11 protein-coding genes are annotated in these 13,970 nt (G+C 47.3%); 1 reads left to right on the top strand and 10 read right to left on the bottom strand.

Features of this window, described 5'->3' with window-relative positions:
• Positions 1–12: 12 nt before the first annotated feature.
• Together aceB and yhfH are read right to left on the bottom strand one after the other, a co-directional pair.
• Complete coding sequence (gene aceB, locus AB447_RS20285; protein ID WP_057957731.1) at positions 13–1,602, bottom strand: malate synthase A; 1,590 nt, start codon at positions 1,600–1,602, stop codon at positions 13–15.
• 35 nt (positions 1,603–1,637) lie between these two features.
• Positions 1,638–1,775, bottom strand: a complete 138-nt coding sequence (gene yhfH / locus AB447_RS25500) for a protein YhfH (RefSeq protein WP_077735948.1) — start codon at positions 1,773–1,775, stop codon at positions 1,638–1,640.
• A 204-nt stretch (positions 1,776–1,979) separates the two neighbouring features.
• Between yhfH and AB447_RS20280 the strand changes: the two genes are divergently transcribed.
• Positions 1,980–4,016 (top strand): glycosyltransferase family 39 protein, encoded by a 2,037-nt coding sequence (locus tag AB447_RS20280; protein WP_172796375.1) that lies wholly within the window; start codon positions 1,980–1,982, stop codon positions 4,014–4,016.
• Positions 4,017–4,064: 48 nt separating this feature from the next.
• Here AB447_RS20280 and AB447_RS20275 read toward each other — a convergent pair whose 3' ends face one another.
• The 8 genes from AB447_RS20275 to AB447_RS20240 form a co-directional block, all read right to left on the bottom strand.
• Positions 4,065–6,005, bottom strand: a complete 1,941-nt coding sequence (locus AB447_RS20275) for an FtsX-like permease family protein (RefSeq protein ID WP_048354219.1) — start codon at positions 6,003–6,005, stop codon at positions 4,065–4,067.
• The gene (locus tag AB447_RS20270; protein WP_048354218.1) at positions 5,995–6,756 is read right to left on the bottom strand and encodes an ABC transporter ATP-binding protein; all 762 of its coding nucleotides are present in this window, start codon (positions 6,754–6,756) and stop codon (positions 5,995–5,997) included. Before AB447_RS20270 ends, AB447_RS20275 begins: the two co-directional genes overlap by 11 nt.
• Before the next feature lie 101 nt (positions 6,757–6,857).
• The gene (locus AB447_RS20265; RefSeq protein ID WP_048354217.1) at positions 6,858–7,859 is read right to left on the bottom strand and encodes a sensor histidine kinase; all 1,002 of its coding nucleotides are present in this window, start codon (positions 7,857–7,859) and stop codon (positions 6,858–6,860) included.
• Entirely contained in the window at positions 7,856–8,548 is a 693-nt protein-coding gene (locus tag AB447_RS20260) for a response regulator transcription factor (protein WP_048354216.1), read from the bottom strand. Before AB447_RS20260 ends, AB447_RS20265 begins: the two co-directional genes overlap by 4 nt.
• Before the next feature lie 123 nt (positions 8,549–8,671).
• Positions 8,672–10,081 carry an aryl-phospho-beta-d-glucosidase gene (locus AB447_RS20255; protein WP_048354215.1) on the bottom strand — a complete coding sequence of 470 codons (1,410 nt, stop codon included), beginning with the start codon at positions 10,079–10,081 and terminating at the stop codon, positions 8,672–8,674.
• A 64-nt stretch (positions 10,082–10,145) separates the two neighbouring features.
• Positions 10,146–11,981, bottom strand: a complete 1,836-nt coding sequence (locus AB447_RS20250) for a beta-glucoside-specific PTS transporter subunit IIABC (RefSeq protein WP_048354214.1) — start codon at positions 11,979–11,981, stop codon at positions 10,146–10,148.
• A gap of 376 nt (positions 11,982–12,357) precedes the next feature.
• Positions 12,358–12,906, bottom strand: coding sequence for a hypothetical protein (locus AB447_RS20245; protein WP_048354213.1), 549 nt, complete (start codon positions 12,904–12,906; stop codon positions 12,358–12,360).
• Positions 12,907–12,924: 18 nt separating this feature from the next.
• A complete protein-coding gene (locus AB447_RS20240; protein ID WP_048406477.1) occupies positions 12,925–13,914 on the bottom strand; it encodes a choloylglycine hydrolase family protein in 990 nt (329 codons plus the stop codon).
• Positions 13,915–13,970 lie beyond the last annotated feature (56 nt).

Below are 13,970 nucleotides of genomic sequence, written 5' to 3'. Positions count from 1 at the left end.
TCCCATTCCTCCTTATAATTTTTCATAAGCGGGTATCGTCAAAAATTCAGCGAATTGATCATCCAAAATCATTGCTTCAAAGAGCCGTCCGGCCTCTTCAAAGCGTCCTTCTTGATAATGCTTTAACCCGACGTCATCGATGATGCTCTTCATTTCTTCCTCTTTCATCGTCTTGAACATTTCTGCGGTCACGTTCCGGCCGTCATCCAGAATGCCTTGCGGATGGCGGATCCATTGCCATAATTGAGCTCTTGAAATTTCGGCCGTTGCGGCATCCTCCATCAAATGGTCAATCGGGGCAGCGCCTTTTCCGGACAGCCAGGAAGCCATATAGCGGATGCCGGCGCTGATATTTGTGCGGACGCCATTTTCCGTGATCCGCCCTGTCGGCACTTCCAGCAAATCTTTCCCTTCAACCTTGATGTCTTCACGCTTTCTATGAATCTGATTTGCTTCAGGCATATGTTCATCAAATACGTCGAGAGCCGTTTGAATCATGCCGGGATGCGCGATCCATGTCCCGTCATGCCCGTCTTTTACTTCGCGCTCCTTATCCTCGCGTATTTTCGCGAAAGCCGCAGCGTTGATATCAGGATTGTCTTTTGCAGGAATCTGCGCCGCCATTCCCCCGATCGCATGGACATTCCGCTTATGGCACGTTTTGATGACCAAAAGGGAATAGGCTCTCATGTTCGGAACCGTCATCGTCACGGCTGAACGGTCGGGAAAGATGACGTCTTCCCTGCTGCGGAATTTCTTAATGAAGCTGAAAATGTAATCCCATCTGCCGCAGTTGAGGCCTGCCGAATGTTCCTTCAATTCATACAAGATCTCATCCATTTCAAAAGCTGCCAGGATTGTTTCGATTAAGACGGTCGCCTTTATCGTGCCCTGCGGGATGCCCAAATCGTTCTGGGCGTAAACAAATATGTCATTCCATAGCCTTGCTTCAAGATGATTTTCGATTTTTGGAAGGTAGAAATAAGGGCCGCTCCCTTTGTTGATCAGCGCTTTTGCGTTATGAAAAAAATAGAGGCCAAAATCGAATAAACTTGCAGAAACCGGTTTTCCGTCAGCCAGCACGTGCTTTTCCTCCAAATGCCAGCCCCGCGGCCTGACCATGATGACCGCCGGATTCTCATTGAGCTGATACCGTTTGCCGTTTTCGTTTGTAAAAGCAATCGTCCCGCGGATCGCATCCCTTAAATTGATCTGTCCTTCCACACAGTTTTTCCACGTCGGTGAGTTGGCGTCTTCAAAATCGGCCATAAACACCTTCGCCCCTGAATTGAGAGCGTTGATCACCATTTTTCTGTCCACCGGCCCGGTAATCTCGACCCTGCGGTCTTCCAAATCCGGCGGGACCGGCGCGGCCGTCCAGTTTCCTTCCCGAATGTACTGCGTCTCTTTTAGAAAATCGGGGTCCTTTCCTTGATCAATTTCCGCCTGAACGATATTTCGCAAGTGTAATAAATCGCGCCTTCTTTTGCCGAAATGGCGTTCAAGACGCCCGACGAACTGTAGCGCTTCCTTTGTTAAAATCGCTTCATATTCCGGATTCATGTCTCCTTTGATCTGCAGCCTTCTCTCTTCTGTCTTCATCTCTCTAACCCCTTTCGCATTTTGTTATACAACAGTTACTCTCCCTTCTTCGCAAGGCAGCGCTCGCATTCCATGAAATAGGATTCAGCCTGTTCCTCCACCTGCTCCCCGCATTCAGGGCACGTTTTTTTCGGAAGTGTCCGAAAAAATTCGAGCGGGCTTTTCATGCTCATCGTTTCCCCTCCTTTTTATACAACAGATTTTTGTTTTTATTTCTGTTGTAGTACAGTATACAGCGAGAAATCGAAAATGTACACACTTTTTCCAAAATTATTTATTTTTTCCCATCGTGCAATAACAAAGAATATTTCTTTTTTTATTCATAACTTATTCATATTTTTTTTCTAAAATAGGTAACCATAAAGAGGTGAGAGATGATGAAATTAAAAAAACCTGATATCGTACTTATCTTGATTTTGCTGGCAGCACTTATTCTGAATACATATAACATCTGGCAGGATGATGCGGCCAACCAGTATTACCTGGCAGCAGTTAAAAGCATGACGAAAAGCTTCCACAATTTCTTCTATGCTTCATTCGATCCTTCGGGATTTGTATCGGTTGATAAGCCGCCGCTCGTCCTATGGATACAGACGGTCTCCGCGCTCGTATTCGGCGTTCATACGTGGAGCGTGATCCTTCCGCAGGCGCTCGCAGGAGCCGGCTCTGTCTTCCTTCTCTACATCATGATCAAGCCGAGATTCGGCAAAGGTTCAGCGCGAATCAGCGCTCTTGTTATGACACTGACGCCGATCGCCGTCGCCGTCAGCCGGACGAATAATATCGACAGCATGCTCGTATTCACGCTGCTTCTCGGTACATGGTGCCTGATGAGGGCGGCCAAGCGTGGGAAGCTGATCTGGCTGCTCGCCGCGTTTGGAATCGTCGGACTCGGATTCAATATGAAGATGCTTCAAGCCTTTATGGTCATCCCGGCCTTTTTGCTATTCTACCTGGTCGCGGCAAACGCCAAATGGAGGAAAAAAATCGCGTCGGCCGTACTGTCGCTTATCGTCCTTACCGGCATTTCCCTTTCATGGGCGCTCGTTGTCGACTACACGTCGGTGGACAGCCGTCCATATGTCGGAAGCAGCCAGAAAAACTCCGTGCTTGAACTGGCTTTCGGATACAACGGTACAGAACGGCTGCTCGGACAGACGACAGGCAATTCCCGCGGAGATATGAACGGATTTGGCGGAGATATGCAGCCGCCGAGCGAAAACAGCTTGACTGACAGCAATTCCAAATCGCAAAACGGAGGCATGCAACCGCCGAACGGAAACGGCCCGGCCGGCGGCAATGCTCAAGGCCAAAACGGAGGCGGGCTACCGCATGGCGGAGGGGGCCAGGGCGGCTTTGGCGGAGGAAACGGAGGGCCAGGCGGGGGCGGCGGCATGAACATGTTCGGCACCGGTACCGCAGGTCCGCTGAGACTGTTCCAATCCGCACTTTCCGGACAAATCAGCTGGATGCTTCCATTCGCACTGTTCGGATTGCTCGGCATGATGATCAGCTGGTTCCGCGACCGCCGCGAAAAAGCGGGGCAAATGAAAGAAACCCTTTTCTGGGCGGCATGGCTCATCCCTGTCGCAGGCTTCTTCAGCGTTGCCGGCTTCTTCCATCATTATTATTTAATTATGCTGGCACCGCCAATCGCCGCATTATCAGGAATCGGATGGTATGCGATGTACGGCTTGTACAAAAACCATAAAGACTGGGCAAGCTATTTGCTGACGGCAGCCGTGTTCATCACAGCTGCATTCCAGGTCTATATTTTAAGCGGTTATACGAATCAAATCGGCAGCGCCTGGATGTACGTTCCGGGCATCTTGGGACTCGGCCTGACGATCGCCCTTCTCATGCTCAAGCACAGCCATCCATTCGGACAACAGCTGACGATCATCAGCTTGTGCGCCCTGCTTCTCACACCGGTCTACTGGTCGGCAACACCGCTCATGTACGGCAACAGCAGCGTCCTTCCGGAAGCAGGCCCGCAGCTCAAAAGCTCATCTGGCAGCGGCATGTTCAGTTCAGATGTGGACACTGGGCTGCTCTCCTACCTTCGCAAAAATAAAACAGGCGAAGAATACCTATTCGCTACGCTGACGACTGTCACCGCCGCACCGTATATCATCAATGCCGACGAAAATGTCATGGCGCTCGGCGGCTTCAACGGCACAGATCCGATCCTGACGGTCAGCAAGCTGAAAAAACTGATCAAAGAAGGAAAAGTGAAGTACTTCCTGATCCCGGGCAACAACTCAGGCAACAGTGAGCTGGTTTCCTGGATCAAAAAACACGGTGCGAAAATTTCGTCAGACGAATACAGCGGTTCCTCAAGCACCATTCAGCAGGGCACAAGAGGCGGCCCTGGGGGCGCAGAGCAGACGTCGCTTTATAAGGTCGAATTGTAAGAATGAAGAAAATCCCATCGGAGATGTCCGATGGGATTTTTCTTCACGTCACAGCGCCGACTTAATCACCTTCTTATAGTACAGAACAGACAACAGGCCAAAGATTGAATACAGAACGGTATATAACACCATCACCATAATCATCGGCGTCCACAATTCCGACCCGAACAGGAACCAGCCGGATTGAACGGCAAAGTAGCTGTGAGACAGTCCGATCACCAATGGGATCCCGAAGTTATAAAGCTGTTTAATGCGTATACCCTTCAATAAGTCTCCTTGGGTAAAACCCAATTTTCTCAAAATGGTATAATTCGGCTTCTCATCTTCGCTTTCGTCCATTTGTTTAAAATAAAGGATGCATCCAGATGTGATGAGAAACGTTAATCCTAAAAAGCCTACGATAAACATGACAAGGCCGAAAAGGGATTTTTGGGCGATGCTATCGTCAAGGCGCGATAAATGCTGATCGCTTTTATTTACTTTTGTAAAGAGAGCATTTGCCGCTTCAAGCTCGTCTTTATTTTTCAAATTGATGCCGATGAAAACGTCCGGTTGTTGCTGCAAATTCGGTTGTTTATCATGGTTCAGACGTTTAAACAGCGCATCATCGACAATCGCAACGGGCATTCCTCCGCTAGTAAAATTATAGGATAAGATAAACTCCTTTCTCAGTCCCAAATAGTTCAACGATTCGGTCTCCTTGCGGCTGCTGACTTTAATGGTGCCGGAATCCTTTAATGCCATTACTTTTTGCAGAAAGTCGTTATATCCGGAGAAGACCGTTTCTCCTTTTGGCACGTTAATTCCGTCAATCTCTTTATCGCTCACCACTGCGAGCGGGAATTTCTTAGGATCTGCAGCCATGCCTTCAAGATCTCCTTCAACAATGTTTTCCAGGTTGAAGACCGCTTGTATGACGTGTATTTCTTTTTTGCTGTACGACATGTCATGTTCGCTCAATAGCTGCTCAAACCGTTTTGCATCTTTCTGATTCGTTATGGCAAAATCAGCCGCCACGTTTTGCTCAGCGGTTTTCTCCGCTGAATAATACGAAATGTAGCACAGGGACAATAAACCGATGGCGAGCGCCGAAACGGTCGTAATAATCGTTAATAATAACGCGCTTGACTTCATGCGGAACATAATCGACGAAAGGGATAATACTTCGGAAATATTCAAGTAACCGCCCTTGCTTTTGCGGATGATGTTGGAGATAAAGCTGACAGAGCCTTTGTAAAAGAGATACGTACCGATGATGACGGTCGCAAGAATAAAAGTCATCACCATGAAAAGCTCGTTTATCGTTTTGAACTTGCCGCTGAACAGCTCTGACGATACGTAATACCCCGTCAAAATCAACAAGATGCCCAAAGCGCCGACAATCATCTGAAACACGGATATTTTCTTTACTTTATCTTCCGTAGAAGAGGTCACTTGAAACAAAGATAAAATGGTTTGCTTTTTGATAAACGTATAATTCATCACCATAATCAAAAGGTATATGGCGCAAAATACAATGATGGTCTGGACGAAAGCCTTCCCGGAAAAATGCAGTTCCGCATCTGCTTGAACGTCCACAATTTTGAACAAAATCATCAGCACGAGCTTTGACATCGAAAACCCGGCAAACACCCCGATGAACAATGAGCCGAAATACAGGATTACATTTTCCGCGCTCAAGATGCGGAAGATTTTTTGCTTCGTCATGCCGATTAATTGAAACAGCCCGATTTCTCTGCTCCGCCTTTTAATAAAAATCGTATTGGCGTATAAAATAAAGATCGATACGACCGCAACAAGCAGGATGGATGCGGTTTTGATGGCTGCCGCGCCTTTAATCGACGATTTCACTTCATTAATCGCCGGATCGTATTGAAGCGTGACAAACGCGAAATAAAGCGCCATGCTGAAAATTAACGCAAACACATAGAGGTAATAATTCCGCAGATTTTTCTTCAGGTTTCGAATAATCAGCTGATTAATGTTCATGCTGAACCCCGCCTAACACACCTTGCGTTTTCATGATATCCTGGAAGAACAACTGCCTGTTCTGTCCGCCTTTATTCAGCTGTGTATAAATTTGCCCGTCTTTAATAAAAACCACTCTGCTGCAGTAGCTGGCGGCGACGGGATCATGAGTGACCATAATGATGGTGGCGCGGCGCTTTTGATTTAATTGGCTCAGCTTGTTTAACAAATCAGAAGCCGACTTTGAATCAAGCGCTCCGGTCGGCTCATCTGCAAAAATGATGCTCGGCTCATGAATGAACGCTCTGGCTGCGGATGTGCGCTGTTTTTGCCCGCCGGAGATTTCATTCGGATATTTATTCTTCAGCTCGAAAATCCCCAATTCCTTTGCGACTTCCTCAAATTTTTGATTGGCCTCTCTTTTCGACATTTTCGTAATCGATAACGGCAGCAGGATATTTTCTCTCACCGTCAGCGTGTCCAGCAGATTGTAGTCTTGAAAAATAAAGCCTAAATGCTGTTTGCGGAATTCGGCGAGCTGCCTTTCCTTCATATTGGTCATCTCGATTTGGTTGATGGTGATCGTGCCGCCGCTCACCCGATCAATGGAGGATAATACATTGAGCAGCGTCGTTTTCCCCGAACCTGACGGACCCATAATGCTGACGAATTCGCCCTCTTCGATGTGAATATCAATTCCCTTTAATACTTCTTGTTTATTGAGCTTATTTCCGTAGCTTTTTCGAATTTTATTCGCTTCTAAAATCTTCATTTCTATATTCCCCTTTATACTGGATAGTTTTATTATAGAAAGGCGTGCCGTCGTTTTCCTGCGATTAAGCGAACAAAACAGAAAAGCATGTGACATTTTTGTCACACGCCTATCACACGTTCAAATTCGTTTCGCTTCGGAAATGTCAGCGTAAAGGTTGAACCCGCTCCCGGTGCTGAGCATATGTCAATATGGATCAGCAGCGGCTTTGCCGCTTTTTTTGCTAAGTAGAGCCCCATTCCGGTAGACGCTTGATCATGGTCCGTTGTTGAAGTAAAGCCTTTTTCAAACACGCGGGGAATATCTTTCTGATCGATGCCCCGCCCAAAGTCCTTCACTTCGAGATATATCCGTTCATCCCGTTCATAGCTTTTGACTACAATATCTGAGGCTTCACTGTATTTCACCGCATTGGTTAAAAGCTGTCTGACGATAAAAGCGAGCCACTTCGCATCGCTGAGCACTTCCTTTGCTTCCAGCTCAATATCAAACCCGATCCCTTTTTGAATACACCACGATTGTAAGTCTTTGATCTCTTTGAATATCAGCGTTTTAAGATCAAGGATCTCAAGGGACAGGTCAGTTTCGATAAACGAAATGCGTTTTTGGTGAAGCTGCTGATCAAGCAGCAGATGAATGCGCAGCCATTCATACGCTAACTGCGACTTCAGCGATTGATCTTCCATTCTCTCAATAATTAAATGCATAGCCGTTAATGGCGTTTTCACTTCATGTATCCAAGCCATTAGTTCGTCTTTTTCGTTCTCGAGCGCCAATTGATGCTGTGCCGCCGCTTGCTTCAATTGTTCCGTCTGCCCGGAGATGCTTTTTTCAATGATCGATTCAAATGGCGTTTCCGGTTCGCTGATGCTTGTCACATCAAGACTGTGTTCCCATTCTTTGAGGCTTTTATAAAACTTCGTTTCCTTCCGAAAGCGGATCAAGACAAAAACGATAAATAACAGGGAACACAGATAGACCACATAAAGGATGGGAGCAAACGGGATGGACGAATCGATACAGGCGATAAATAAAACAAGGATCTGCTGGCAAATGAACATGGCGATCCAGCTTCGCCTTTCAGTCAAGAACGCTTTTATCATATGTATGATCCTTCCTCTTTCGCCATATAGCCTTGTCCGACCTTCGTCTCGATATATTGGCCCAGGTTCAAGCCATCCAGTTTTTTTCTCAGGCGGTTTACATTGACCGTCAGCGTGTTGTCGCTGACAAATCGCTCATCGCTCCACAAGCTTCTGATCAGCTCTTCCCGGCTGACGATTTTATTTTTTTGTTCAATCAGCTGTTTTAAAATAAACATTTCATTCTTCGTCAGTTCCACTGTACCTGTCTCATTGACAACAAGATTCCGTTCGACGTCCACGGTCGCTCCGCACCACGTTTTCACAATGTTCGGCTCGGTATTGTAGTCATAAACGCGCCGGAATATCGCCTGGATTTTTGCAATCAGCACGTCAAAATGAAACGGCTTCTGGATAAAATCGTCCGCTCCGAATTGCATGGACATCACCATATCAGCGGGATGATCGCGCGAGGATAAAAAAAGGATCGGCACATTTGAACGGGAGCGGATCAACCGGCACCAATGAAACCCGTCATATTTAGGAAGCTGAATATCGATGATGACGCAGTCAGGCTTGACTGCTGCAAACTCCTGCATCACTCGGCTAAAATCCTTGATGCCGTACACATCGTAGGACCATCCGGATAAACGTTCTTTTATTTCTTGAAACAGCGTTCGATCATCTTCAATCAGCAGCAGTTTATACATTGGAATTCACCCGTTTTTTCTTTTTTATGTACAGTGTATAGCAAAATGATGTTACGTGCTACAGAAAAAGCCGGCTCTGCAAATTAAAAGCTGCCTCCATAGAGGCAGCCGTTCCGGTTCACATTACAAGCTCTCACCATTCGTTTCAATTACGTTTTTATACCAATAAAAGCTTTTCTTTCTCGTTCTTTTTAGCGTTCCTTTTCCGTCATTGTCCCGGTCGACGTAAATGTAGCCGTAGCGTTTTTTCATTTCGGCGGTGGAGGCGCTCACCAAATCGATCGGTCCCCATGATGTGTAGCCGATTAAGTCGACACCGTCGGCGATCGCTTCCCTTGCTTCTTTTAAATGATCGCGCAAATAATTGATTCTGTAATCATCCTGAATGGAGCCGTCTTCTTCGACTGCATCGACCGCGCCAAGGCCGTTTTCCACGATGAACAGCGGCTTCTGATAACGGTCATACAGCGTATTCAACGTAATGCGCAGCCCTTTAGGGTCGATCTGCCAGCCCCATTCAGACGATTCCAAGTACGGATTTTTGACGCCGCCGAGGAGGTTGCCTTTTGATTTTGCAAGGTGCTCAGGATCGGTGCTTGCTGCGATTGACATGTAATAGCTGAAGCCGATGTAATCGACGGTATGCTGCTTCAGAATCTCTTCGTCGCCTTCAGCCATTTCGATCGTAATGTTGTTTTCTTTCAAGAAGCGCTTCATGTAGCCCGGATAAGCGCCGCGCGCCTGAACGTCTGAGAAAAACAGCGTTTTTCTTTCGTTTTCCATTGCGGCAAGCACGTCTTCCGGCTTTGGCGTCATCGGATATGTTGTCGTTGCGGCGATCATGCAGCCGATTTTAGAGTCTGGGATGATTTCGTGTCCGGCTTTGACCGCCAGGGCGCTCGCGACAAACTGGTGATGCGCCGCCTGGTACATCGCGTTCAGTTTGTTTTCGCCTTCTTCGAAGACAAGCCCGCCTCCCGTAAATGGCGCGTGCAGAACGATGTTGATTTCGTTGAACGTCATCCAGTATTTCACTTTATCTTTATACCGGTTAAAAACCGTTCTGGCATATCGTTCGTAGAATTCAATCAATTTGCGGTTTTTCCATCCTCCGTAGTTTTTGATAAGGCCGAGCGGCATTTCATAGTGGGAAATCGTCACAACTGGCTGGATATTGTATTTTAAAAGCTCATCAAACAAGTCATCGTAAAACTTGAGGCCTTCTTCGTTCGGTTCGCTCTCATCGCCGTTCGGGAAAATGCGCGTCCAGGCAATTGATGTACGGAACGCTTTAAAGCCCATTTCGGCAAAAAGCGCGATATCTTCTTTATAGCGGTGATAAAAATCGATGCCCTTATGATACAAGTTCAACGTTTCCATCGATTCATCGAAAGGATACATGACTCCGTTCGGCGACACATCGGCTGTTGAAAGCCCCTTCCCGCCGACGTTGTAGGCGCCTTCCACCTGGTTTGCGGCAACCGCCCCGCCCCACAGAAATCCTTCAGGAAATCTTTTGGCATTTCCACTCATAGCTTTTCACCTCATTAATATTTTTTTCTTCCCCTCCCAATGAAAGAGAGGGGATCTATTATATTTACGATAAAACGAGAAGCGCTTCCTTAACATTTACGTTTTCGGATGTTTTGACCGGCTTGATCGATTCGTACCGATCCGTATTTGTCACGATGACCGGCGTAATCAGCTGATAGCCGGCTTTTTTAATCGCTTCCATGTCAAATGAGACAAGCAGGTCTCCCGGTGATACAGCGTCTCCTTCTTTTACATGTACGGTAAAATGTTCTCCGTTTAGCTTCACCGTGTCGATCCCGATATGGATGATGATCTCCGCCCCGCTGCCGCTTGTAATTCCGATGGCGTGCTTCGTTTGAAAAACGGTTGTGATCGTACCGGATACGGGAGACACCGCTGCGCCTTCCTCAGGTTCGATAGCTACGCCTTTTCCCATCACTTCGCCGGAAAATGTCGCATCATCCACCTCGCTTAATGCTTTGACTTCGCCTTTTAAAGGGCTGTGAATGATTTCCCCTGCGGCGGCTTCGCCTTTAGCCGGAGCTTCATCCTCCTCTGAAGGTATGTCTTCAAATCCCAGCAGATAAGCGATAATCGTTGCTGCAAAGAACGCGATGACGAGTCCGATCATCGCCTGAACAAACGTAGGGCCGATGAATGTCGGAATGCCGGGCAATCCGGCGTTTCCGCCGACGATGTAGGATGCAACCCCCGTGATGCCGTAAAATGCGCCACCGACAGCTCCACCAAGAAGCGCGGAAACAAACGGCTTTTTCAGCCTCATGTTGACACCGTACATCGCCGGCTCCGTAATTCCCATTAACGCCGTGATGCTTGTCGTGAGCGACAATGATTTGAACTTCTTATTTCTTGACCGTAAAAAGACGGCGAATGACGCTCCCGCCTGCCCCATATTGGCCAGAAACATGGCCGGCATCAAGTAGTCGTATCCGTTTTGAGCGATGTTGTTAAGCATGATCGGCACCAATGCATAGTGCATCCCCGTCATAATGATGAGGGAGAACGTTCCGGCCAACAAGATCATCGCAATCAGGCCGGCATGCTGGAACAGATAGTTCACGCCGACGGAGAGATAGTTTCCGATAATCGCACCGAGCGGACCGACCGTAATCAATGTGACAGGAACGACGATCAGCAGGGTGAAGGTCGGCACAAAGATGAGCTTCAAAGAAGTCGGCGTAATTCTATCAATCCATTTTTCTACATAAGATGCAATCCAGATGGCAAGCAAAATCGGAATGACCGTCGACGAATACGTGGCAGCGGTTACAGGCAACCCGATAAAGGAAATGCTTTTGCCTGAAGCAAGCAGAGCTGTCAGGTCAGGATGCAATATCGCCGCTCCGATCGCCGCCGCAACATAAGGATTGCTGCCGAACTTTCTCGCCGCACTGACCGCCAGCAATAGCGGCAGGAAGTAAAACGCGCCGTCACCGATGGCGGACAGGATGGTATGCGCCTGACTTTTTTCGCTCATCCAGCCGAATGTCACGGCTAACGCAATAATTCCCTTGATCATACCCGCACCGGCGATCGCCGGCAGAATCGGGGTAAATACGCCTGAAATGACATCAAAGATGGCGGCAAGCACGTTTTTCTTTTGAGAAGATGGCTGCCCGGCCTTTGCGTCGCTCAGTCCGCTGTTGGCGATCATCGCCTTATACACCTTAGGCACGTCATTTCCGATGATGATCTGAAACTGTTCGCCGCTGATGTTCGTACCCATCACACCGGGCACGTTTTCCAATTTCGTACGATCAGCCTTGCCATTGTCATAAAGGTTGAAACGCAGTCTTGTCATGCAGTGAATCACGCTCTGTACGTTCTCCTCACCGCCGACGAGTTGTAAAATGTCTTTTGATACTTTATTATAATCCATATGAGTACCTCCTCTTTTGGGGGAATATGCCGGACTGAAGGTGGCCGCCTTCACCCGGCTTTTTTTCTGGAAACATATCGCTCGTTCTTGCATCACCTCCTTATTTTCAGGCACAAAAAAAACCTAAATTACGGACCTCTTCCCGGGACAATATCCCGAAAATACTCTCGTAACTTAGGTTTTGCCTGCTAAAGCAGTAACAATCCTTAAGAACTTGCTGATATTAGTTTGTATCTATACTGTAGCACCTGCCTATGTTTATGTCAACGCTTTCATTACAATTGTCACATAAAACCGTAGAAGCCGCCGTCACCCTGTAAAACCGGCGTTCGGCGGCTTTTTCCCTGCTTGGTTCACCTGCAAATCTCATTTTCTATCAAGACTTTATTCCTAGATTTCTCCGTTTTTTCACCGCTGCTGCTTTTCGTTTGCTGAATGCGGAAGCCCTTCTTCTGTTCTTGCGGCGCACAGCCTTTGTTTCAGGTTCCTGCGGTTCCTTTTGCTGTTTATGAAGGAGAAAGCCTGCAATGAGAAACGGAATTCCGGATGTATTCGTAAAGATGTTTTTAATGCCCATCGCCAAAATAAAAGAACCCCACGCAGAAAACGGGTTTTTTCTGATTTTGATATACGCGGTGATTTCCAGGGCAATAAAAACAAGCGACTGCACTAAAATGACGATCAACATGATCAAAAGAAAAAAACAGAACCAATTAAACAATGTCCCCGAATAAATCATCGCTCTCAGCATATCCACGAAAGTGTCAGACTGCGTGGATCCGCTCACGACATCCGGATTCCAAACGGTGTAAGAATCAAACCACCTGCTTTTGACGCGCAGGAAGACGTATAAAATGCCGAACCAGTACATAATATGCAATCCTATTCCCAATAAAGTGAGACTGTTTGCTGCTTTGTTTTGCATGTTGTTCCTTCTTTCGTATTATGATTGAAGTGAGTGGATCGCCTCTTCAGCATTTGCCGGAAACGATTTGAGCTCCTTCCGGTCAAGGTCTTCTTGAAACAGGCAAACCTTCTGAATCTGCCGGTTTTGATAATGATGGTAATAATAGCTCCCCGAATGGCTGCACATCGCCGCCGTGTATTGTGTATAGTCATCTTCTCCCTGTTCCGTGATGACGATGCCTTTCGGTATATTCATATTTGAAAGAATATGAAAAGCCGCAGACACTCCCTCTGTTTCACTTGAGACAGGTTTCATATGTTCTTTCAAATAGGCCGTCCTCACAAAGCGGGAAGGCGGAGTGAAATCTCCCGGTAATCCGGCCAAACCCGATCCTTCGCCAAAAGCCGACAACGTCAGTTCACCCAATTTTTTAGCAGTACACTGCCCGGGCCGCAGCCCGATGTAATTTCTCAAATTGGTCAAATGCCACGTAAATTCAGGGCTGTTCGTCATTACGCCGACAGGATTATCATGAACCTGAATGCCGTCTGCCGCCGGTTCGACAACGATGCTCCGTCCGGAACGGTCCGACAATATCCAGTGCAGCGGCGTAACCGTACCGAGCAGCTTAACCTCTCTCTCCACAATCGCAAGAGAAGACAACGCAGCCTTCACATCCTCCAGGCTGGCGCAGTTCGACAACACCCATGTCACAAATTCATGCGGCGCGATGTTATCATGGTTATCCTTTGGTTCTTTTTCATACACAGCATAACCTGGGAAGTAAAGCGCAGCGCACGATAGGCCTTTTTCGTTCACACCGTCGGCAAACAAAGCGTTTTTAAACTGCCGGCCCATTCCGATAAACGCGTATGGCCCCCTATGTTCCCTGCCGTCAGCTTCACTCATCCATTGATACATGCGCGGATGCAACAGCACCTCTCCGTCCAGCTGAAAAGTAAAATCCATCGTTCTTGCCAATAGATGCACCTGATCTGCAGTCGTCAACGTCACACTCGTACACATTGTGCCTCAGTCCTTTTTGGTTATTACACTTAGTGAACAATTTATGTTCATCTTAA

The sequence above is a fragment of the Bacillus glycinifermentans genome, assembly GCF_001042475.2.
Lineage (GTDB): Bacteria > Bacillota > Bacilli > Bacillales > Bacillaceae > Bacillus > Bacillus glycinifermentans.
Note: the sequence above shows the minus strand (reverse complement) of the source record. Positions and strands in the feature narration are given on the sequence as shown.